Raw genomic sequence first — 22,908 nt, forward strand, 5'->3', positions numbered from 1 at the left:
GATATCCACCTGTGAAAAGCGCCCTGGCAACGACTGCCAGGCCGGCCTGCATTGTCCCACCCGTGGGGCTTTCAGCCCCCAAGCCCCTGCAACGCGACCACCATGGCCGCCTCGGCCGCAGGCAGGCGCGCGCGCAGCGCATCTTCTTCGCCGGCCGGGCCGGGCCGCTGGGCCGCCGCCCACACGGGCGCAGGGAAATGGCTGTCCCAGGTGAAGCGCGCGATCACGTGCCAGTGCAGGTGCGGCACCATGTTGCCCAGCGCCGCCAGGTTGACCTTGGTGGGCGCGAGGTGCTCGCGCAGCGCCCGCTCCACGGCCGTGACGGCCTCCATGCAGTGCACGCGCTCGGCGGCCGACAGATCGGAAAACTCGGCCGCGTGGGCATTCCACACCACGCGGTAGAAGGCCGGAAAGCCGGCTTCATCAGCACGGATCAGGCGCAGACGACCGCCCCGCCAGACCAGCGTGCCACCATCGGCGGCACACAGGGGGCAGGCAATGCGTTCACTCATACCAGCACCCGCTCGATGCCGCCCGCATTGGCACGCTCCACGTACTCGGGCATCCAGTTCTCACCCAGGATCTCGCGCGCCATCTCAACCACGATGTAGTCGGCTTCGAGCAGGCCGTTGTTCAGGTCGTCCTGGTAGCGGTTCAGGCCCTGCAGGCAGCTCGGGCAGCTGGTGAGGATCTTCACGTTGTCCTGCGCACCCACGGCGCCGCTGGCACGCAGGGCGGCTTCGCCCTTCTTGATCTCCTCCTCCTTGCGAAAGCGCACCTGGGTGGAGATGTCGGGGCGCGTCACGCCCAGCGTGCCCGATTCACCGCAGCAGCGCTCGCTCTTGAGCACCTGCTCGCCCACCAGCGCCTTGACGGTCTTCAAGGCGTCCTGCTGCTTCATGGGGTTGTGGCAGGGCTCGTGGTACAGGTAGGCGCCCTTGCCCTGCAGCGCGATGCCCTTTTCCAGCAGGTACTCGTGGATGTCGATGATGCGGCTGCCCGGGAAGATCTTGTCGAACTCGTAGCCCTGCAGCTGGTCGTAGCAGGTGCCGCAGCTGACCACCACGGTCTTGATGTCGAGGTAGTTCAGCGTATTGGCCACGCGGTGGAAGAGCACCCGGTTGTCGGTGATCATCTTCTCGGCCTTGTCGAACTGGCCGCTGCCGCGCTGCGGGTAGCCGCAGCACAGGTAGCCCGGGGGCAGCACGGTCTGCACGCCCGCGTGCCAGAGCATGGCCTGCGTGGCCAGGCCCACCTGGCTGAACAGGCGCTCCGAGCCACAGCCGGGGAAGTAGAACACCGCCTCGGCCTCGGCTGTGGTGGCCTTGGGGTTGCGGATGATGGGGACGTAGTCCTTGTCCTCGATGTCCAAAAGGGCGCGCGCGGTGCGCTTGGGCAGGCCGCCGGGCAGCTTCTTGTTGATGAAGTGGATCACCTGCTCCTTGACCGGGGCGGTGCCCACGGTGGCCGGCGGCTTGGCGGTCTGCTTGCGGCCGACCTTGCGCAGCAGGTCCACGGCCATGCGCTGGGCCTTGAAGCCCACGTCCACCATGGCGCTGCGCATGAACTTGATGGTCTCGGGGTTGGTGGCGTTGAGCATGGTCATCGCCAGCGCGTTGCCGGGGCGGAAGGTCTTCCTGCCCATCTTGCGCAGCAGGTTGCGCATGTTCATGGTGACGTCGCCGAAGTCGATCTTCACCGGGCAGGGGCTCTCGCACTTGTGGCACACCGTGCAGTGGTCGGCCACGTCCTCGAACTCCTGCCAGTGCTTGATGCTCACGCCGCGGCGGGTCTGCTCCTCGTAGAGGAAGGCCTCGACCAGCAGCGAGGTGGCCAGGATCTTGTTGCGCGGGCTGTACAGCAGGTTGGCGCGCGGCACATGCGTGGCACACACCGGCTTGCACTTGCCGCAGCGCAGGCAGTCCTTGACGGAATCGGCGATGGCGCCGATGTCGCTCTGCTGCATGATCAGCGATTCGTGCCCCATGAGGCCGAAGCTCGGCGTGTAGGCGTTGGTCAGGTCGGCGTGCAGCAAGGCCGGGTCGCGCGCCTGGCCGCCGGGGGTGGCGTCCATGGCCAGCACCGGCGCGGCATCGCGCAGCAGCTTGCCCTTGTTGAAGCGGCCCTCGGGGTCGACGCGCTGCTTGTACTCGGCGAACGGGCGCAGTTCCTCGTCGGTCAGGAATTCGAGCTTGGTGATGCCGATGCCGTGCTCGCCCGAGATCACGCCATCGAGGCTGCGCGCCAGCACCATGATACGTTCCACCGCCCCGTGCGCGGTCTGCAGCATCTCGTAGTCGTCGCTGTTGACCGGCAGGTTGGTGTGCACGTTGCCGTCGCCGGCATGCATGTGCAGGGCCACCCAGACGCGGCCCTTGAGCACGCGCTTGTGGATGGCCGTGGCCTCGTCGAGGATGGGCTTGAAGGCCGCGCCCGCGAAGATGCCTTGCAGCGGTGCGCGCAGCTGGGTCTTCCAGCTCGCGCGCAGGGTGTGGTCCTGCAACTGGGGAAACAGGCTGTCCACGTTCTGCAGCCAGGTGGCCCACAGCGTGCGCACTTCGGCCACCAGGGCGATGGCCTGGGCCACGCGGTCCTCGAGCAGCTCGGCCGAGGGGATCTCATTGGCGTCGTCGTGCTTTCCGAGGGGCAGGTTGCCGCGCTCGAAGAAATCGGTGAGCGCATCGCACAGCTTGATCTTGTTGCGCAGCGACAGCTCGATGTTGATGCGCTCAATGCCGTCCGTGTACTCGGCCATGCGCGGCAGCGGGATCACCACGTCTTCGTTGATCTTGAAGGCGTTGGTGTGGCGGCTGATGGCGGCCGTGCGCTTGCGGTCGAGCCAGAATTTCTTGCGCGCCTCGGGGCTGATGGCGATGAAGCCCTCGCCGTTGCGCGAGTTGGCGATGCGCACCACCTCGCTGGTCACGCGCGCCACCTCGTCGGCGTTGTCGCCCGCGATGTCGCCGATCAGCACCATCTTGGGCAGGCCGCCGTTGCCCTTCTTGCTCTTGGTGGCGTAGCCCACGGCCTTGAGGTAGCGGTCGTCCAGGTGTTCCAGGCCGGCCAGCAGCACGCCCGAGCGCTTTTGCTCGGCGAACATGTAGTCCTTGATCTCGACGATGCTGGGCACCGCGTCCTTGGCGTTGCCGAAGAACTCCATGCACACGGTGCGTGTGTGCTCGGGCATGCGGTGCACCACCCAGCGCGCGCTGGTGATCAGGCCGTCGCAGCCCTCTTTCTGGATGCCGGGCAGGCCCGAGAGGAACTTGTCGGTCACGTCCTTGCCCAGACCTTCCTTGCGGAAGGTGCGGCCCGGGATGGCCAGGCGCTCGGTGCGCACCGGCGTCTTGCCGTCGGCCTCGAAGTACTGCAGCTCGAAGGTCGCGGTCTCCACGTCATGGATCTTGCCCATGTTGTGGTCCAGGCGCGTGACTTCGAGCCACTGGGCCTCGGGTGTCACCATGCGCCAGCTGGCCAGGTTGTCGAGCGCCGTGCCCCAGAGCACGGCCTTCTTGCCGCCGGCGTTCATGGCGATGTTGCCGCCGATGCACGAGGCCTCGGCACTGGTCGGGTCCACGGCGAAGACGAAGCCCGCGCGCTCGGCGGCATCGGCCACGCGCTGCGTGACCACGCCGGCCTCGGTCCAGACAGTGCCCACCTCGGTGTCCATGCCCGGCAGGCGGCGCATTTCCACCTCGGTCATGGCCTCGAGCTTCTCGGTGTTGATGACCACGCTCTTCCAGGTCAGCGGGATGGCGCCGCCGGTGTAGCCGGTGCCGCCCCCGCGCGGAATGATGGTCAGCCCGAGTTCGATGCAGCCCTTGACCAGCAGGGCCATCTCGGTCTCGGTGTCGGGCACCAGCACCACGAAGGGGTACTCGACGCGCCAGTCGGTGGCGTCGGTCACGTGGCTCACGCGCGACAGGCCGTCGAACTTGATGTTGTCCTTGGCCGTCAGGCGCCCCAGCGTGCGCTGGATGCGCCGGCGCAACTCGGTGGCCTGCACGAACGTGGCGTTGAACGCGGTCACGGCCTTGCCGGCGGCCTCGACCAGCTCGCCCACCAGGCGGTCGCGCCCGGCGTCGTCGCCCGGGGTGCGGCGCTTGTCGATCTCGGCCAGGCGGTGTTGCAGGGCCTCCACCAGCTGCTTGCGCCGGCCGGGGTTGTCCAGCAGGTCGTCCTGCAGATAGGGGTTGCGCTGCACCACCCAGATGTCGCCCAGCACCTCATAGAGCATGCGCGCGGAGCGCCCGGTGCGCCGTTCCTTGCGCAGCTGATCGAGAACCTCCCAGGCCGGGGACCCCAGCAGGCGGATCACGATCTCCCGGTCGGAGAACGAGGTGTAGTTATAGGGGATCTCGCGCAGACGCACAGGCTCGGCGGCCTGCGTCTGCAAGGCAGCCAACGCTATCGGAACATTCATGGGGGTCTACCTGGGGTGGGCGCTGCGCGCCCATGAGCCTCGGGGGCGTGATTTTACGCCAGAGGCCCGGCCGGCGCAGGGCGGGCCCTCGCCCCACCCCGCGGACCCACTCAGGCGCGGCTCAGAACAGCACCCGGCTGCGCAGCGTGCCGGTGACTCCAGCCAGCTTGTCCAGCGCCAGGTCGGACGAGGCCGCGTCGATGTCGATCACCACGTAGCCGACCTTCTCGTTGGTCTGCAGGTACTGGGCCGAGATGTTGATCTGGTTGTCCGAGAAGATGCGGTTGATCTCGGACAGCACGCCCGGTACGTTGCGGTGGATGTGCAGCAGGCGGTGCTTGCCGGGGTGGGCCGGCAGCGCCACCTCGGGGAAGTTGACCGACGAGGTGCTGGTGCCGTTGTCGCTGTATTTCACGAGCTTTTCGGCCACTTCCAGGCCGATGTTGGCCTGGGCCTCCATGGTGGAGCCCCCCACGTGCGGGGTCAGGATCACGTTGTCAAGCCCGCGCAGGGGGGACAGGAACTCGTCCTTGTTGGTGCGTGGCTCGACGGGGAAGACGTCGATGGCGGCACCCAGCAGCTTGCGCGCCTTGAGCGCTTCGGCCAGGGGCTCGATCTCGACCACCGTGCCGCGCGCGGCGTTGATCAGGATGCCGCCGGGCTTCATGGCGGCGATCTCGGCGGCGCCGATCATCCACTGCGTGGAGGGCAGCTCGGGCACGTGCAGGGTCACGATGTCGCTTTGCGCCAGCAGGTCGTGCAGCTTGTGCACCTGGCGCGCATTGCCCAGGGGCAGCTTGTTGACCACGTCGAAGAACGCCACCTGCATGCCCAGCGCCTCGGCCAGCACCGACAGCTGGGTGCCGATGGAGCCGTAGCCGATGATGCCCAGGGTCTTGCCACGGATCTCGTAGGCATTGTCGGCCGACTTGAGCCAGCCGCCGCGGTGCGCCACGGCATTCTTCTCGGGCACGCCGCGCAAGAGCAGGATGGCCTCGGCCAGCACCAGCTCGGCGACCGAGCGGGTGTTGGAATACGGGGCGTTGAACACGGCGATGCCACGCTCGCGCGCGGCATCGAGGTCCACCTGGTTGGTACCGATGCAAAAGCACCCCACGGCCACGAGCTTGCCGGCCTTGGCGAAGACTTCCTCGGTCAACTGGGTGCGTGAGCGGATGCCCAGGAAGTGCACGTCCGCGATCTTGGCCTTCAACTCCTCGTCGGGCAATGCGCCGGAGACGGTTTCGATCTGGGTGTATCCCGCGGAGCGCAGCACGTCCACCGCAGAGGGGTGGATGCCTTCGAGCAGCAGGAATTTGATCTTGTTCTTGTCCAGAGAGTTGTTGGCCATGGCAGTTGGTGGTTGCGGATGAAAAACGGAACAGGTCATGCGCAGCGCACCGAAGGTGTGCAGCGCAAGCACCACTATGCACCAAGGATGGTGCAACGCACAAAACCTTGCAACGGTCCGTGAATGGCAAAATGCTGTCACAAAAGAGTCACAATTGGACACATTGCACCTGGTGCAAGGGGATTTCCCCAGTTGTGACCACTACAGTGCTGTGCGACAACGACACATCACTGTCACAAGGGCTGCCTAGCATCCGCCCTTTGTGCATTTCGCCATCTCCGGAAGGAACCATCCATGCAACTCAAGCACCTGGCACTGTCTGCTGCCGTCGCCCTGTCCGTCTGCGCGCCCGCGCAGGCCCAACAAGTAGAAATCCAATGGTGGCACTCCATGAGCGCCGCCCTGGGTGACTGGGTGAACGATCTGGCCAAGCAGTACAACGCCAGCCAGACCAAGTACAAGGTCGTGCCAACCTACAAGGGGACCTACGACGAGTCGATGACCGGTGCGGTCGCGGCTTTCCGTGCGGGCAATGCCCCCCACATCATCCAGGTGTTCGAAGTGGGCACCGCCACCATGATGGCCAGCAAGGGCGCCATCGTGCCCGCCGCCAAGGTGCTGAACGACGGCGGCTTCAAGTTCGACCCCACCCAGTACGTGTCGGCCGTGGCCGGCTACTACACGGCGCCCAATGGCCAGATGCTGAGCTACCCGCTCAACAGCTCCACCACCATCTTCTACTACAACAAGGACGCCTTCAAGAAGGCCGGCCTGGACGCCGACAAGCCGCCCAAGACCTGGCCCGAAGTATTCGCAGCCGCCTCCAAGCTCAAGGCCAGCGGCCACAGCTGCCCGTTCACCACCAGCTGGATCAGCTGGACGCAGCTGGAGAGCTTCTCGCTGTGGCACAACACGCTGTTCGCGTCCAAGAACAACGGTTTCGACGGCAATGATGCGCAGCTGCAGATCAACACGCCGCTGCACGTGCGCCACTTCGAGAACCTGGCCAAGGCCTCCAAGGATGGCAGCTTCGTCTACAAGGGCCGCGGCAACGCGCCTGACGCCTCCTTCCCCTCGGGCGAGTGCGCCATGATCACCGGCTCGTCGGGCCTGTACGCCCGCGTGGCCAAGGAAGCCAAGTTTGCCTACGGCATCGCGGCCCTGCCCTACTACGACGACGTGAAGGGCGCGCCCCAGAACACCGCCATCGGTGGTGCCAGCCTGTGGGTGATGTCCGGCAAGAAGGCCGAGGAATACAAGGGCGTGGCCGACTTCCTGAACTTCCTGAACGACACCAAGGTGCAGGCCGCAAGCCACCAGCGCACCGGCTACCTGCCGGTGACCACGGCGGCCTACAAGCTGACCGAAGCCTCCGGTTTCTACGAGAAGAACCCCGGCACCGACGTGGCCGTGACGCAGATGATCCGCAAGGCCACCGACAAGTCGCGCGGCATCCGCCTGGGCAACTTCGTGCAGATCCGCACCATCATCGACGAGGAAACCGAACAGATCTGGGCCGGCAAGAAGTCCCCCAAGGAAGCCCTGGACACGGCCGTGACCCGCGGCAACGAGCAACTGGTGCGTTTCGCCCGCGCCAACAAGTAAGCGCTCCCTGAGCGCTCATGGCAGCAGCCCCGGCACACCGGCCAGGGCGCTGCCGAAAGCCCGCCTCCCTCGCAAACCGACCCGGTTTGCTGGGTGGCGGGTTGTCTTTTTGAGAGTCTGGACATGGAAAAACGCGTTCTCTTCCGCTCAGCATGGCTGCCGTGGGTGCTTCTGGCACCCCAACTGGTCATCATCAGCGTCTTCTTCTTCTGGCCGGCCGGCCAGGCCCTGGTGCAGTCGTTCCAGGTGCAGGACACCTTCGGCTTCTCCAACGAGTGGGTGGGCTTCGACAATTTCAAGGCCCTGTTCCAGGACGCCGGCTACCTGGCCTCCTTCAAGACCACGGCGTTTTTCTCCATCCTGGTGGCGGTCAGCGGCATCAGCCTGTCCCTGATCCTGGCCATCTTTGCGGACCGCATCGTCAAGGGCGCCCTGGCGTACAAGACCGCGTTGCTGCTGCCCTATGCCGTGGCCCCGGCCGTGGCCGGCGTGCTGTGGATGTTCATGTTCTCGCCCTCGCTCGGCGTGGTGACGTACATGCTGCGCCAGTCGGGCTTCAACTGGAACCACATGCTCAACTCCGACCACGCCATGGCGCTGATCGTGGTGGCGGCGGTGTGGAAGCAGATTTCCTACAACTTCCTGTTCTTCCTGGCGGGCCTGCAGTCCATCCCCAAGTCGCTGATCGAAGCCGCCGCCATCGACGGCGCCGGCCCCTGGCGCCGGTTCTGGAGCATCCAGTTCCCGCTGCTCTCGCCCACCACGTTCTTCCTCCTGGTGATCAACGTGGTGTATGCGTTCTTCGACACCTTCGCCATCGTGGACTCGACCACGCAGGGCGGCCCGGGACGCGACACCTCGATCCTGGTCTACAAGGTCTACTACGACGGCTTCAAGGCCATGGACATGGGTGGCTCGGCCGCGCAGTCGGTGGTGCTGATGTTCATCGTGGTGACCCTGACGGTGATCCAGTTCCGCTACGTGGAAAAGAAAGTGCAGTATTGAGATGGTTGAACGCAGTCCTTACCTGAAACTCTTCTCGCACCTGATCATGGTGCTGGGGGTGATCATCGTCGGCTTCCCGCTGTACCTGGCATTCGTGGCCTCCACGCACACCGCCCAGGACATCGTGCAGGCGCCCATGCCCCTGCTGCCCGGCAGCAACTTCTGGCAGACCTACCACGACACCCTGTTCGGCGGCGGCTCGGGCGCGGGTTCCACCGCACCCGTGGCGCGCATGATGTGGGTGAGCTTCATCACCGCCATCGTGATCACCGTGGGCAAGATCGCGATCTCGCTGCTCTCGGCCTTCGCCATCGTGTACTTCCGCTTCCCCTTCAAGGGCATCTGCTTCTGGCTGATCTTCATCACGCTGATGCTGCCGGTGGAAGTGCGCATCGGGCCCACCTACCAGGTGGTCTCCAACCTGGGCATGCTCAACAGCTATGCGGGCCTGACGGTGCCGCTGATCGCTTCGGCTACCGCGACCTTCCTGTTCCGCCAGTTCTTCCTCACGGTGCCCGACGAGCTGGTGGAGGCCGCCCGTGTGGACGGCGCCGGCCCCATGCGCTTCTTCAAGGACATCCTGGTGCCGCTGTCGCGCACCTCGATCGCCGCGCTGTTCGTGATCCAGTTCATCTACGGCTGGAACCAGTACCTGTGGCCGCTGCTGGTGACCACCTCGGAAGACATGTACCCCGTGGTGATCGGCATCAAGCGCATGATCGCCGGCGGCGACACCGGCAACGAATGGAACATCGTGATGGCCACGGCCCTGCTGGCCATGCTGCCGCCCGCGCTGGTGGTGGTGTTCATGCAGCGCTGGTTCGTCAAGGGCCTGGTCGATACCGAAAAGTAAGGCGACCACCCGCAACCCAATGACCGTGGCGGCCCCCCCCGTGCCGCCCAGACACAACCCAGATCCCAAAGTTGTTATGGCATCCATCTCCCTTCGCAATATCGTCAAGCGCTACGGCACCGGTCCCAAGGCCAACCAGGTCATCCATGGCGTGAACGCCGAGGTCAAGGACGGCGAGTTCGTCGTCATCGTCGGCCCCTCGGGCTGCGGCAAATCCACCCTGCTGCGCATGGTGGCGGGCCTCGAAGAAATCTCCGGCGGTGAGCTGCGCATCGGCGACCGCGTCGTGAACGACCTGGAACCAGCCCAGCGCGACATCGCCATGGTGTTCCAGAACTACGCGCTCTACCCGCACATGACGAACTTCGAGAACATGGCCTATGGCCTGAAGATCGCCAAGGTGCCCAAGGACGAGATCAAGGCGCGCGTGGACAAGGCCGCCAAGATCCTGGAGCTCGGCCACCTGCTCGAACGCAAGCCGCGCGAGCTCTCGGGCGGCCAGCGCCAGCGCGTGGCCATGGGCCGTGCCATCGTGCGCCAGCCGCAGGTGTTCCTGTTCGACGAGCCGCTGTCCAACCTGGACGCCAAGCTGCGCGCCCAGACCCGCCTGGAGATCCAGAAGCTGCACCGCGAGCTGGGCATCACCAGCCTGTTCGTGACCCACGACCAGGTCGAGGCCATGACCCTGGCCGAGCGCATGATCGTGATGAACGCCGGCAACATGGAGCAGTTCGGCACGCCCGAGGAGGTCTACCACACGCCTGCCTCGACCTTCGTGGCCAGCTTCATCGGCTCGCCGCCCATGAACCTGCTCAAGAACGCGCCGAGCGGCAAGCCCGGCACCATCCTGGGCATCCGCCCCGAGCACCTGGACGTGCGCAGCGAGGGTTGGGAAGTCAAGGTGGAAACCGTGGAGCTGCTGGGCGCCGAGCGCCTGATCTACGGCCGCGTGCATGGCGAGCAGCTCATCGTGCGCGTGGAAGAAGGCACGCACTCGCCGGCGCCCGATTCGATCATCCACGTGGTGCCGCGGGCAGACCGCCTGCACGCCTTCGACGCCACCACCGGCAAGCGCATTCCCGGTTGAACCGCATGAGCGACGAGCACACCCAGGCCGACCCGGCCGCGGTCTGGCCCTACCCGCGCTGGATCGCGCACCGCGGCGCAGGCAAGCTGGCACCCGAGAACACGCTGGCGGCGTTTCGCCTCGGGGCCCAGCACGGCTACCGCATGTTCGAATGCGATGCCAAGCTCAGCCGCGACGGCGTGCCCTTCCTGATGCACGACGCCACGCTGCAGCGCACCACCAATGGCCGGGGCACCGGCGGCGACCTGGACTGGAGCGCCCTGTCGCAGCTCGACGCGGGCGGCTGGCATTCGCGCGCGCATGCCGGCGAACCCCTGCCCACACTGGAGGCCCTGGCGCGCTACTGCATCGCCAACGCCTACTTCCTGAACATCGAGATCAAACCCACGCCCGGGCAGGAGGACGCCACCGGCCGCGTGGTGGCCGAGACCGCCGCTCGCCTGTGGCAGGGCCAGGCCGTGCCACCACTGCTGTCGTCCTTCCAGCCCGTTGCGCTGGCGGGCGCGCGCGCTACTGCGCCACAACTGCCGCGTGCGCTGCTGGTCGACGTGCACCGCCAGGGTTTCGTCGACGAAGCCCATGGCCTGGGCTGCGTGGCCATCGTCTGCAACCATGCGCTGTGGGATGCCGCGCTGGTGGCCACCGTGCATGGCCAGGGCATGCGGGCGCTGAGCTACACCGTGAACGATCCCTGGGCCGTGCAGCGCCTGATCGCGCTGGGCACGGACGGCATCATCACCGACCGGGTCGACCTGTTCAGCCCGGCAAGCTGACCCGCCGGCCAGGCAGCCCGCTGCAGCAGGCTGGAACACTCTCTCACAGGGGCTGCGGTGGGCGCAGCACAATGCGGGCATGACATTGCATCGCATCCGTGCCCGCCTGGCCGCCGGCACAGCCTTTCTGGCCTTCGTGGCGGCGCTGGCCGGGCTGCAGACGGCCCCCGCACACGCCCAGGGTCGCACTCCGGCCCCTCCCGCGGCTGCCGCCAGCAGCAGTTCCTCCAGTGAAAAGCCAGAGCTGCCCAGCGTGGACACGCTGCGCGAACGCTTCGAGGCCATCCCCGCCAAGATCGGCGAAGACGACGACTACCGCCAATGGCTCAGCGACATCTCGGCCATCGGCACGGCGGCCACGCAGGTGGCAGCACACCGCGCCGAAGCGCTGGCCGACGTCGATACCCGGCTTTCCGGCCTGGGCCCGGCACCGGACAAGGGGGCAGCAGCAGCAGAGGCACCCGATGTCGCACAGCAGCGCAGCGCGCTGGCCAAGGAGCGCAGCAGCATCGACGCCGAGCTCAAGCTCGCGCGCCTGATCGCGGTGGACGCCGAGCAGCGCAGCGCCGACATCATCCGCCAGCGCCGCGAGCAGTTCCAGACCGCGCTCACGACGCGCATCGACTCGCCCCTGACCGGCACCTTCTGGCGCAATGTGCGCAGCGCCTTCCCCGGCGACCTGGCGCGCCTGCAGTCACTGGCCGCCGAGCTGCAGCAGTCGGTAGCCAGGGCCTGGGAGCCCGCACACCGCACGGGCTTCGTGGTCAGCCTGGCCATGGCCTTGTTCGTGGCCATCGCCGGCCCCTGGCTGGCAGAGCGACTGCTGCTGCGCCTGGCGCCGGCGCGGCTGCCGCCTGGGCGGCTGCGCCGCTCGCTGCTGGCGTTCGCATCGGTGCTGGTGCACACCATGCTGCTGGCCCTGGCCGTCCAGCTGGCCTGGGGCGGGCTCACGGTGGAAGCGGTGCCGAGCCCGCGGCTGCAGGCCTTCGAGCGCGCCACCCTGCAGCTGGTGGTGTTCGCCGCGTTCATGATCGCGCTCGGCCACGCCCTCATCTCCCGCAAGCGCAGCTCCTGGCGCCTCACCGCCCTCTCGGATGAGCTGGCCACGCGCCTCGCCCCCTACCCCTGGTGGCTGGCGCTGGCGACCGTGCTCGGAGGGCTGGTCATCGAGGTCAACCGCGTGGTGGGCGCCAGCCTCTCGGCCGAGGTGTCGGCGCACGCCGTATCGGCCCTGCTGATGGCGCTGGTCATCCTGTGCGCGCTGCGCCACCTGCGCGCGCCCGCACCCGCCGCCGCGCAGCCCGCCAATGTGGGCCAGGATGCGCAGCAAGGCAGCGCCAGCGAACCGGCACCGGAGGCACCGGCCCCGCGCCCCATCTGGATGGGCTTGCTGGTGGCGGGCGCAGCGGCCACGGCCTTCGCCATCCTGGTGCTGCTGGTGCTGGGCTTCGTGGCCCTGGCGCACATGCTGGCGGGCCAGATGGTCTGGACCGGCGTGGTCTTCGCCACCACCTACCTGTTGTTCGAACTGGTGGAGGACGTGGCGCAGGCCGTGCTGTCCTCGCGCGGCGGCTTCGGTCAGCGCCTGCACAAGGGCCTGGGCGTGGATGGCAAGCTCCTGGACCAAAGCGCCGTGGTGGCCTCGGGAGCCCTGCGCGTGGTGCTGCTGTTCTACATGGCGATCGCCCTGCTGGCGCCGCTGGGCACGGCGCCCGACGAAGTGTTCCGCCGCGGCGGCAGCGTGAACCAGACCCTGCAGGTGGGCAGTGTGACGCTGGCACCGCAGGCGCTGCTGACGGCGCTGGCGATCGCCTGCGCCGGCTTCGTGATGATCCGCATCTTGAAGCGCTGGCTCAGCGACCAGTTCTTTCCGAACACCTCGCTGGAACCGGGCATGCGCAGCTCCATCGTCACCCTGCTGGGCTATGTGGGCGGCGTGGCGGTGATCGCCATCGCGCTGGCGGGCCTGGGTATCAGCGTGGAGCGCATCGCCTGGGTGGCCAGCGCACTGTCGGTGGGCATCGGCTTCGGGCTGCAGGCCATCGTGCAGAACTTCATCTCGGGCCTGATCCTGCTGGCCGAGCGGCCTGTGCGCGTGGGCGACTGGGTGGTGCTGGGCGAGACCGAGGGCGATGTGCGCCGGGTGAACGTGCGCGCCACCGAGATCCAGCTCGGGGACCGCTCCACCGTGATCGTGCCCAACTCCGAGTTCATCACCAAGACCGTGCGCAACATGACGCTGACCGGTGCCCCCGGCCGCGTGCTGCTGCGCCTGCCGGCGCCGCTCGATACCGACGCCCAGCGCATGCGCGAGGTGATCCTGGCGGCCTTCGCGGCCCACGAGGGCATCATGGCCGACCCCGAGCCCGTCGTGCAACTCGAAGGCATCCTGAACGGTACGCTGACTTTCCTGGCCATCGGCTACGTGAGCAACCCGCGCAATGCGGGCGGGGTGCGCAGCGACCTGCTGTTCTCCATCCTGGACAGCCTGCGCGACGCAGGCCTGGCACTGTCACCGCCGGCCACGACGGCCGTCACGCACGGCACGCGGGCCCAGGGTGGGGATACGCCGCTGGCACCGGTCACGCCAGCAGCGCCGGCCTGACCGGTCTGCGCGAAGGGGCGTTCAGCCCTTCCAGCTCTTGCCCATGGCCCACTGGCAGGTGGCGCAGGCCAGCACCAGCGCGGCATAGGTGGCCATCTTGCCGTCGCGGCCCTGCAGCACCAGCCCGCCCAGCAGCACCGCGCTGCCCACTGCGAATTGGATAGCGACCTGCGCCCATGTGGCGCGGAATGCGGTGGATTTCCAGCCCAACAGGCGGGCTCCCAGCGCCATCAGCACGGCCATGGCGACGGCGGGCGCGAGGAAATTCAACAGGTGGTTCAGCGTGTCCAAAGGACCCATGGCAATTGACCCAAATCAAGGCTTTCCCAGGCAGGTGCACCGGGATGTTCCAACAATTTTATAATCGGCGTCTATGGCAGTCTGGGCCCTCGGCATCAACCACACCACCGCGCCGCTCGATCTGCGCGGCCGGTTCGCGTTCGCGCTCGACCAGATTGCCCCCACGCTGCACGGCCTGCGCCAGTCGCTGGGCCAGGTAAGCCGCCACCCCGGGGTGGAAACCGCCATCATTTCCACCTGCAACCGCACCGAGATCTACTGCGCGGGCGAGCAGGCGGCCATCGACCACACCCTGGGCTGGCTGGCGCAAAGCGGCGGCGTGAGCCCGGCGCTGCTGCGCTCGCATTCCTATTCGCTCGAAGACAGCCTGGTGGCGCGCCATGCCTTCCGCGTGGCCAGCGGGCTCGACTCGATGGTGCTGGGCGAAGCCCAGATCCTGGGCCAGATGAAGGACGCCGTGCGCGCCGCCGAAACCGCCGGCGCCCTGGGCACCACCTTGAACCAGCTGTTCCAGCGCAGCTTTGCCGTGGCCAAGGAGGTGCGCACCTCCACCGAGATCGGTGCGCACAGCATCAGCATGGCGGCCGCCGCCGTGCGCCTGGCGGGCCAGCTGTTCGAAGACCTGGGCAAGATCCGCGTGCTCTTCGTGGGCGCGGGCGAGATGATCGAGCTGTGCGCCACACACTTCGCGGCCAGGAACCCCAAGCAGATCGCGATTGCCAACCGCACGCTGGAACGTGGCGAAAAACTTGCCACGCGTTTTGGCGGCGAGGTCATGCGCCTGGCCGACCTGCCTGAGCGGCTGCACGAGTTCGACGCCGTGATCAGTTGCACCGCCAGCAGCCTGCCCATCATCGGCCTGGGTGCCGTGGAGCGCGCGCTCAAGAAGCGCCGCCACCGCCCCATGTTCATGGTCGACCTGGCCGTGCCGCGCGACATCGAGCCCGAGGTCAAGGCCCTGGGCGACGTCTACCTGTACACCGTGGACGACCTGGCCAGCGTGGTGCAGACCGCCCAGGCCAACCGCCAGGCCGCCGTGGCGCAGGCCGAGGCCATCATCGACGCCGGCGTGCAGAGCTTCATGCACTGGATGGACCAGCGCCACCCCGAAGGTGGCGTGGTGCCCTTGATCCAGCAGCTCAATGCCCAGACCGACAGCTGGCGCACCGCCGAGATCGCGCGCGCCAAGAAGCTGCTGGCCCGTGGCGAAGATGTGGATGCCGTCCTGGAGGCCCTGTCGCGCGGCATCACGCAGAAGATGCTGCACGGCACCATGGCCGAGCTGCATGCGGGCGATGCCGAGATGCGCGCCCAGACGGCCCAGACCGTCTCGCGCCTGTTCCTGCGCTCGCAAAGCAAGAACAGCGGCCTGTAGCGGCGCCCGCTGCTCCACCAGGCCCGCTGCCCGCCACAGGACAGCGCCCGCTACGAACGCGTAGCCCCTCCCCCGATTTTCACCGCATGAAGACTTTTCTCAGAAACCAGCTGGAGCGCTATGCCCAGCGCTTGGGCGAGCTCGATTTCCTGCTCTCGCGCGAGGACATCATGGGCGACATGGCCCAGTACCGCCTGCTCTCGCGCGAGCACGCCGAGGTGACCCAGGTGGGGGGCCGCTATGCGCGTTATGTACAGCGCGAGGCCGACCTGGCCGGCGCGCGCGAGATGCTGGCCGACCCCGACATGGCCGAGATGGCGCAGGAGGAAGTCGCCAGCGCCGAGGCCGAACTGCTGCAGCTGGAAGACGAGCTGCAGCGCCTGCTGTTGCCCAGGGACCCGGACGACACGCGCAATGCCTTCATGGAAATCCGTGCGGGCACGGGCGGCGACGAGTCGGCCCTGTTCGCGGGCGACCTCACGCGCATGTATTCACGCTACGCCGCCAACGTGGGCTGGAAGGTCGAGGTGGTGAGCGAGAACGCGGCCGAGCTCGGGGGCTACAAGGAAATCGTGCTGCGCATCGAGGGTGACAACGTGTATGGCACGCTCAAGTTCGAATCGGGCGGGCACCGCGTCCAGCGCGTGCCGGCCACCGAGACGCAGGGCCGCATCCACACCAGCGCCTGCACGGTGGCCGTGATGCCCGAGCCCGACGAGACCGAGGCCATCAAGCTCAATCCGGCGGACCTGCGCATCGACACCTTCCGCGCCAGCGGCGCCGGCGGCCAGCACATCAACAAGACCGACTCGGCCGTGCGCGTGGTGCACTTGCCCACCGGCATCGTGGCCGAGTGCCAGGACGGCCGCAGCCAGCACAGCAACAAGGCCAAGGCCCTGCAGGTGCTGCAGGCACGCATCCAGGAGAAGGAGCGCAGCGAGCGCGCAGCCAAGGAGGCCGCACTGCGCAAGGGCCTGATCGGCAGCGGCGACCGCAGCGACCGCATCCGCACCTACAACTTCCCGCAGGGCCGGCTCACGGACCACCGCATCAACCTCACGCTGTACAAGCTGCTTCTGGTGATGGAAGGCGACCTGGCCGACGTGCTGCAGGCCATGGCCCATGCGCGCGAGGCCGAGCAGCTCGAAGAGCTGGAAATGGGAGCGGCCGGCTGAGCCAGCCCCCACCCAGACCCGCCATGGACGACACCACCCCCAACCCGCCCGCCACCGTGGCCGACGCCCTGGGCCTGGCCCGCACCCTGGGCCTGGCGCGCATCGACGCGCAACTGCTGCTGCTGCACGTGCTGGGCCGCGCCGCCACCGACCGCGCCTGGCTGCTGGCGCACGACACGGACGCGCTGGCATCCGATGCCTCTCGGCGCTACCAGGCCCTGTGCCTGCGCCGAGCTACCGGCGAGCCCGTGGCCTACCTCACGGGCAGCAAGGAGTTCTACGGCCTGGCCCTCTCGGTCGACGCCCGCGTGCTGGACCCGCGCCCCGATACCGAGACCCTGGTGGACTGGACTCTGGAACTGATCGCCCCCCTGCCCGCCCCGCGCATCGCAGACCTGGGCACGGGCAGCGGCGCCATTGCCCTGGCACTGCAGCACCAGCGCCCGGCGGCCCGCGTGCTGGCCGTGGATGCCAGCACCGACGCGCTGGCCGTGGCCCAGGCCAACGCCCAGCGGCTGGCGCTGCCGGTGCAATTCGCGCACGCCGATTGGCTGCAGGGGGTGGAGGGCCTGTTCGACGCCATCGTCTCCAACCCGCCCTACATTGCCGCGGCCGACCCGCACCTGGCCGCGCTGACCCACGAACCCCTCTCGGCCCTGGCCAGCGGCACCGATGGGCTGGACGACATACGCACCATCGTGGTGCAATCCCCCGATCACCTTCTGCCGGGGGGTTGGCTGTTGCTGGAACACGGCCACGACCAGGCGGATGCCGTGTGTGCACTGCTGCGCGAGCAGGGCTTCGCAGAGGTGCAAAGCCGCATGGATCTGGCCGGCATCGCACGCTGCTCAGGCGGACAGTGGCCGACAGTGAAATAATCGCGTTATTGCAGGCCTGCGAGGCCTGCCAGCCCTTTCAAGGAGTATTCCCATGAGCGACACCCAACAACGCATCGACGCCCTCGTGAAATCCAGCGACATCCTGCTGTTCATGAAGGGCAACGCCAGCTTTCCCATGTGCGGGTTTTCGGGCCGTGCGATCCAGATCCTCAAGGCCAGCGGCGTGGACCCCAAGACCGTGGTCACGGTGAACGTGCTCGAGGACGACGAAATCCGCCAGGGCATCAAGGAATACAGCCAGTGGCCCACCATCCCCCAGCTGTACGTGAAGGGCGAGTTCATCGGCGGTTCGGACATCATGATGGAGATGTACGAGTCGGGCGAGCTCAAGCAGGTGCTGGGCACCGGCGAGTAATTCCGCCTGCTACCGCCACCTTCGGTGAGGCCGCCTTCGGGCGGCCTTTTGCATGGCGGCAACACACGAAGGTAACAACGGGGCAAAACCGGTTGTCAGGGCTTATCCCCCAATACGCCAGGCATGTTGTGTGCTTGAATGCTTGTGTGATGTGACGCTTTTGCAACTCACAAGGAGCATGCGATGACCGGCCATAGCCTTGTTCCCCAACCACCCGCCCTGCGCCTGCCGGTGGCCCAGATGCGCAATGTGTTCCACCCCGGTGACGTTGAGCGCAAGCTCGCGCGGCTGCAGGAGTCGGGCAACCAGCGCGAATACGAAACCCTGCGCACCGTGTACGAACGCATGCTGGAGCGCGGGCCGGAGCGCTTCCAGGTCAAGCCCTCGGGCGTGCCCGACATGGCCAGCCTCTACGATCAATTGCCCAATTTCACGGACGTGCTGGACGACGTGAAGCGGCACGTGGCGCTGGCCCAGGACAGCCGCGACGGCCTGGAGGTCACGCCCATGCTGCTGCTGGGCCCGCCGGGCATCGGCAAGACGCACTTTGCGCGCCACCTGGCCGAGCTGCTGGGCACGGGCATGAACCTCTTGCCCATGAGTTCCATGACCGCAGGCTGGCTGCTGTCCGGCTCGTCCGCCCAGTGGAAGGGGGCGCGCCCGGGCAAGGTCTTCGAGGCCCTGGTGGAGGGCGAGTACGCCAACCCGGTGATCGTGGTCGACGAGATCGACAAGGCCGCCGCCGACGCGCAGTACGACCCGCTGGGCGCGCTGTACAGCCTGCTCGAGCACGATACGGCGCAAAACTTCACCGACGAGTTCGCCGAGGTGGCCATCGACGCGAGCCAGGTCATCTGGATCACCACGGCCAACGACACGCGGGGCATTCCCGACCCCATCCTGAACCGCATGAACGTGTTCGAGGTGGAGGCGCCCACGCTGGCGCAGGCACGCACCATCGCGCGCAACCTGTACCAAGGCATCCGCGCCGGGCACGACTGGGGCCGCCTGATCGACCCCGAGCCCCAGGGTGACGTGCTGGACCTGCTGGCCACGATGCCGCCGCGCGAGATGCGCCGGGCGCTGATGACCGGCTTCGGCAACGCGCGGCTGGAGCGGCGCTCCACAGTGGAGGTGGCCGACCTGCCCCGGGCCGCCGCCGGGCGCGGGCGCATCGGCTTCGTGCAATAGGCGGACGCCGGCAACGGCTGCCGTGGTGCACCGGGCGGGCAGATACACTCTGTAGCCCGGTGTGCCGCAGCGCCACGCTCTGTCGCCTTCCATGAGCCTTACCCAAAGTTTTTTCGTGATCGGGCTGCTGATCGCAGCCAGCGCCTTCTTCTCCATGGCCGAGATTTCGCTGGCAGCCGCGCGCCGCCTGCGCTTGCGGCAGATGGCCGACGAGGGCGATGCGCGGGCCGACCGTGTGCTGCGCATGCAGGAGCAGCCGGGCGACTATTTCACGGTGGTACAGGTGGGGCAAAACGCCGTGGCCATCCTCGGCGGTATCGTCGGCGAAGGGGCGCTGAGCCCACACTTCAGCGCGCTGTTCGGCTGGTGGCTGAGCGAGGGCCATGCGCAGACGGCGGGCTTCCTGGCCTCGTTCCTGGTCATCACCTCGCTGTTCATCCTGTTCGCCGACCTGTTCCCCAAGCGCCTGGGCATGGCCGAGCCCGAGCGGCTGGTGGTGCGCCTGGCCAAGCCCATGGCCTGGTGCATGACCCTGCTGCGCCCGGTGGTCTGGTTCTACAGCCGCGGGGCGGACGCGCTGTTCCGCGTGCTCGGGCTGTCGTCGCTGCGCGACGACCGCATCACCTCGGACGACATCCTGGCCATGATGGAGGCCGGCACCCGTGCGGGCGTGCTGGCAGCGCGCGAGCAGCAGGTGATCACGAATGTGTTCGAGCTCGACACGCGCACCGTGTCGAGCGCCATGTCGCAGCGCGACCGGGTGTCCTTCTTCCTGCGCGACGAGCCCGACTCGGTGATACGCCTGCGCATCGCGGCCGAGCCGTTCTCGACCTACCCGGTGTGCGAGGGCGACATCGACCACGTGGTGGGCTATGTGGACGCCAAGGACCTGTTCCAGCGCGTGCTCAACAACCAGCCGATCTCACTGGCCGACGACAGCCTGGTGCGCAAGGTGCTGATCGTGCCCGACCGGCTCACGCTGTCCGAGGTGCTCGAACAGTTCCGCCAGGTGCACGAGGACTTCGCGGTCATCGTCAACGAGTACAGCCTGGTGGTGGGCGTGGTGACCCTCAACGATGTGATGAGCACGGTGATGGGCGACCTGGTATCGCCGCTGGACGAGGAGCAGATCGTGCGGCGCGACGAGAATTCGTGGCTCATCGATGGCGTGACGCCCATCGGCGACGTGCTGCGCGCCCTGTCGCTCGACGAGCTGCCCCATGCCGAGGAGTACGAGACGCTGGCCGGCTTCCTGATGGTGATGCTGCGCCGCGTGCCGCGGCGCACGGACAGCGTGAGCTGGGGCGGCTACAAGTTCGAGGTGCTCGACGTGGACAGCTACCGCATCGACCAGGTGATGGTCTCGCGCCTGTCGCAGGCGGGAGGCCAGGACAACGCAAACACCCCTGGAACCATCGTCTAGCGACGGGAGGAAATCGACGAAAGGTGGGGTATCAGCCCGCCGCTGGTCGGTCGACGTATTCCCAGCTGCGCTGGGCGCCGAAGACGGCGTTCGGATAGGGTGGGCGGCCCCGGCTGCCGTTGTAGCGGCCCAGTGCCATGAACAGGTCGCCGCGCTCGCGCTCGAGGTAGTGGCGCAGGATCACGCAGCCAAAGCGCAGATTGGTCTGCATGTGGAACAGCTTGCCGGCATCGCCGTCGCCGATCACGCGCGTCCAGAACGGCATGACCTGCATGTAGCCACGCGCCCCCACGCTGGAAACGGCGAACTTGCGAAAACCGCTTTCCACCTGGATCAGGCCAAGCACCAGGGACACGTCGAGCCCCGCGCGCTTGGACTCGTACCAGACGGTCTGCAGGAAGTCGCGGCGCACCTCCCACTCGGGCTTGCGCCGGCGCAGACGGTCGCTCATCGCAGCCAGCCAGCGGGTGTAGTGCAGGCGCGTATCGGTGGTGAAGAATTCGGGTTCTGGCGGCGCCTGGTTGGCGATGGCGGAGCTCAGCGCAGTACGCACCGAGTCCATCAACGGTTCTTCGAGCTGGCCGCCCGCATGCGCTAGCGCAGGCGCAGCCAGCCATGCCGCCGGCCCCACGAGCGAAGCGGCAAGGCATGCGCGGCGGGACAGGCCGCCCCCACCGCCAAAACCGTGCACCCCGCTCATACCGCCATGCGGCCCTTCACATGGGCCCAGATGTCGGTGATCGCCACCTTGGTGGCAGCGCTGTCGCGGCGGTGCTGGTACTCGACCTGGCCTTCCTTGAGGCCCCGGTCGCCGATCACCACGCGGTGGGGCACGCCGATCAGCTCCCAGTCGGCGAACATGGCACCGGGGCGCTCGCCCCGGTCGTCCAGCAGCACGTCCACGCCGGCGGCCAGGAATTCGGCGTACAGCTTCTCGGCCGCCACCTTGACCTCTTCGCTGCGGTCCATGCCGATGGGGCAGATGACCACGGTGAAGGGGGCGATGGCGTCGGGCCAGATGATGCCGCGTTCATCATGGTTCTGCTCGATGGCAGCCGCAGGCAGGCGGGTGATGCCGATGCCGTAGCAGCCCATCTCCAACGGCTGGGGCTTGCCGTTCTCGTCGAGGAAGGTGGCGTTCATGGCGCGGCTGTACTTGGTTCCGAGGTAGAACACATGGCCCACTTCGATACCGCGCTCGATCGCCAGTTCCCCCTTGCCGTCGGGCGAGGCATCGCCCGCCACGACGTTGCGCAGGTCGGCCACGGCGTCGGGCTCGGGCAGGTCACGGCCCCAGTTGACGCCGGTCATGTGGAAATCGGCCTCGTTGGCACCGCAGATCCAGTCCGCCATGAGGGCCACATCGCGGTCGACCACGGTCTTCACCGGCTTCTTGAGCCCCAGGGGGCCGAGGTAACCCGGCTTGCAGCCGAAGTGCTCCTCGATCTCGCCCAGGGTGGCGAAGCGGAAACCGGCCAGGCCCGGTACCTTGCCGGCCTTGATCTCGTTCATCTCGTGGTCGCCGCGCAGCAGCAGCAGCCAGACCTGGGTCTTGACCGTCTCGCCCGCTTCATTGGTCTCGTCGGTGGCCAGCACCAGCGATTTGACGGTGGTGTTCAGCGGCACGTTGAGCAGATCGGCCACGTCGGCGCAGGTGCTTTTGCCAGGCGTGGGGGTCTTGGCCAGGGCCTGGGAAGCAGCGCCGCGCGGACCGGCAGGCGCCAGGGCCTCGGCCTTTTCCATGTTGGCGGCATAGTCGCTGCCGGGGCAGTAGACGATGGCGTCTTCGCCGGTGGCGGCAATCACCTGGAACTCCTCGCTCAGGTCGCCACCGATGGCACCACTGTCGGCGGCCACGGCACGGTAGGTCAGGCCGAAACGGTCGAAGATGCGGCGGTAGGCCTGGGCCATGACCTGGTAGCTCGCCTTGGCGGCCGCCTGGTCGCGGTCGAAGCTGTAGGCGTCCTTCATGGTGAACTCGCGCCCGCGCATCAGGCCGAAGCGTGGACGGCGCTCGTCACGGAACTTGGTCTGGATCTGGTAGAAGTTTTTTGGCAACTGTTTGTAGCTGCGCAGCTCCTGGCGAGCGATGTCAGTGATCACTTCTTCGCTGGTGGGCTGGATTACGAAATCGCGGCCATGGCGATCCTGGATGCGCAGCAGCTCGGGGCCCATCTTTTCGAAGCGACCCGTTTCCTGCCAGAGCTCGGCCGGCTGCACCACAGGCATGGTGAGTTCCACCGCACCGGCCCGGTTCATTTCCTCGCGCACGATGGCCTCGACCTTGCGCACCACGCGCAGCCCCATGGGCATGTAGTTGTAGATGCCGGCGCCCAGCTTCTTGATCAAGCCGGCGCGCGTCATCAACTGGTGGCTGACCACCTCGGCGTCGGCAGGCGCTTCCTTGAGGGTGGAAATAAAGAATTGGGAGGCTTTCATCGGCTTCGGCAGAGGGCGTCTGGGTGCAGCCCACTTGCTGCGCTCAAAG

At 67.3% G+C, this 22,908-nt stretch carries 18 protein-coding genes; 12 read left to right on the forward strand and 6 right to left on the reverse strand.

Annotation, left to right across the window (positions count from 1 at the left end):
• Positions 1-71 precede the first annotated feature (71 nt).
• The 3 genes from AC07PA_RS20415 to serA form a co-directional block, all read right to left on the reverse strand.
• The gene (locus tag AC07PA_RS20415; RefSeq protein WP_494608691.1) at positions 72-512 is read right to left on the reverse strand and encodes an HIT family protein; all 441 of its coding nucleotides are present in this window, start codon (positions 510-512) and stop codon (positions 72-74) included.
• Positions 509-4,423 (reverse strand): DUF3683 domain-containing protein, encoded by a 3,915-nt coding sequence (locus AC07PA_RS20420; RefSeq protein WP_494608692.1) that lies wholly within the window; start codon positions 4,421-4,423, stop codon positions 509-511. Before AC07PA_RS20420 ends, AC07PA_RS20415 begins: the two co-directional genes overlap by 4 nt.
• A 121-nt stretch (positions 4,424-4,544) precedes the next feature.
• Complete coding sequence (gene serA / locus AC07PA_RS20425) at positions 4,545-5,774, reverse strand: phosphoglycerate dehydrogenase (protein ID WP_007854597.1); 1,230 nt, start codon at positions 5,772-5,774, stop codon at positions 4,545-4,547.
• Between the two features lie 294 nt (positions 5,775-6,068).
• Here serA and ugpB point away from each other — a divergent pair, with 294 nt between their 5' ends.
• From ugpB to AC07PA_RS20455, 6 genes are all read left to right on the forward strand, one after another.
• A complete protein-coding gene (ugpB, locus tag AC07PA_RS20430; protein WP_494608693.1) occupies positions 6,069-7,379 on the forward strand; it encodes a sn-glycerol-3-phosphate ABC transporter substrate-binding protein UgpB in 1,311 nt (436 codons plus the stop codon).
• A 123-nt stretch (positions 7,380-7,502) separates the two neighbouring features.
• Positions 7,503-8,384 (forward strand): sn-glycerol-3-phosphate ABC transporter permease UgpA, encoded by an 882-nt coding sequence (ugpA, locus tag AC07PA_RS20435; RefSeq protein WP_007854594.1) that lies wholly within the window; start codon positions 7,503-7,505, stop codon positions 8,382-8,384.
• A 1-nt stretch (position 8,385) separates the two neighbouring features.
• Positions 8,386-9,237 carry a sn-glycerol-3-phosphate ABC transporter permease UgpE gene (gene ugpE / locus AC07PA_RS20440; RefSeq protein WP_494608694.1) on the forward strand — a complete coding sequence of 284 codons (852 nt, stop codon included), beginning with the start codon at positions 8,386-8,388 and terminating at the stop codon, positions 9,235-9,237.
• A 76-nt stretch (positions 9,238-9,313) separates the two neighbouring features.
• Entirely contained in the window at positions 9,314-10,324 is a 1,011-nt protein-coding gene (ugpC, locus tag AC07PA_RS20445) for a sn-glycerol-3-phosphate ABC transporter ATP-binding protein UgpC (protein ID WP_007854588.1), read from the forward strand.
• Positions 10,325-10,329: 5 nt separating this feature from the next.
• Complete coding sequence (ugpQ, locus tag AC07PA_RS20450) at positions 10,330-11,097, forward strand: glycerophosphodiester phosphodiesterase (protein WP_494608695.1); 768 nt, start codon at positions 10,330-10,332, stop codon at positions 11,095-11,097.
• 79 nt (positions 11,098-11,176) lie between these two features.
• A complete protein-coding gene (locus AC07PA_RS20455; RefSeq protein WP_494608696.1) occupies positions 11,177-13,702 on the forward strand; it encodes a DUF3772 domain-containing protein in 2,526 nt (841 codons plus the stop codon).
• Between the two features lie 21 nt (positions 13,703-13,723).
• On the opposite strand, the gene AC07PA_RS20460 is transcribed toward AC07PA_RS20455, so the two are convergent.
• Positions 13,724-14,002: a hypothetical protein gene (locus tag AC07PA_RS20460; protein ID WP_494608697.1), complete on the reverse strand. Its 279-nt coding sequence runs from the start codon at positions 14,000-14,002 to the stop codon at positions 13,724-13,726.
• A 73-nt stretch (positions 14,003-14,075) separates the two neighbouring features.
• On the opposite strand from AC07PA_RS20460, the gene hemA reads away from it, so the two are divergent.
• The 6 genes from hemA to paeA all read left to right on the forward strand — a co-directional run bounded on the left by hemA (position 14,076) and on the right by paeA (position 20,420).
• On the forward strand, positions 14,076-15,377 hold the full coding sequence (gene hemA / locus AC07PA_RS20465; RefSeq protein WP_007854579.1) for a glutamyl-tRNA reductase: 1,302 nt from the start codon (positions 14,076-14,078) through the stop codon (positions 15,375-15,377).
• 86 nt (positions 15,378-15,463) lie between these two features.
• On the forward strand, positions 15,464-16,552 hold the full coding sequence (gene prfA / locus AC07PA_RS20470; RefSeq protein WP_494608698.1) for a peptide chain release factor 1: 1,089 nt from the start codon (positions 15,464-15,466) through the stop codon (positions 16,550-16,552).
• Positions 16,553-16,575: 23 nt separating this feature from the next.
• On the forward strand, positions 16,576-17,430 hold the full coding sequence (prmC, locus tag AC07PA_RS20475; RefSeq protein ID WP_494608699.1) for a peptide chain release factor N(5)-glutamine methyltransferase: 855 nt from the start codon (positions 16,576-16,578) through the stop codon (positions 17,428-17,430).
• 52 nt (positions 17,431-17,482) lie between these two features.
• On the forward strand, positions 17,483-17,806 hold the full coding sequence (gene grxD / locus AC07PA_RS20480) for a Grx4 family monothiol glutaredoxin (protein ID WP_007854573.1): 324 nt from the start codon (positions 17,483-17,485) through the stop codon (positions 17,804-17,806).
• 183 nt (positions 17,807-17,989) lie between these two features.
• Complete coding sequence (locus tag AC07PA_RS20485; RefSeq protein ID WP_494608700.1) at positions 17,990-18,997, forward strand: AAA family ATPase; 1,008 nt, start codon at positions 17,990-17,992, stop codon at positions 18,995-18,997.
• A 91-nt stretch (positions 18,998-19,088) separates the two neighbouring features.
• On the forward strand, positions 19,089-20,420 hold the full coding sequence (gene paeA, locus AC07PA_RS20490) for a polyamine export protein PaeA (RefSeq protein ID WP_007854569.1): 1,332 nt from the start codon (positions 19,089-19,091) through the stop codon (positions 20,418-20,420).
• Positions 20,421-20,451: 31 nt separating this feature from the next.
• Here paeA and AC07PA_RS20495 read toward each other — a convergent pair whose 3' ends face one another.
• Both AC07PA_RS20495 and AC07PA_RS20500 read right to left on the reverse strand, forming a co-directional pair.
• Entirely contained in the window at positions 20,452-21,120 is a 669-nt protein-coding gene (locus tag AC07PA_RS20495) for a lytic transglycosylase domain-containing protein (protein WP_494608701.1), read from the reverse strand.
• Complete coding sequence (locus tag AC07PA_RS20500) at positions 21,117-22,859, reverse strand: proline--tRNA ligase (protein ID WP_145694506.1); 1,743 nt, start codon at positions 22,857-22,859, stop codon at positions 21,117-21,119. Before AC07PA_RS20500 ends, AC07PA_RS20495 begins: the two co-directional genes overlap by 4 nt.
• Positions 22,860-22,908 lie beyond the last annotated feature (49 nt).

This window comes from Acidovorax sp. GW821-FHT09B03 (assembly GCF_059418305.1).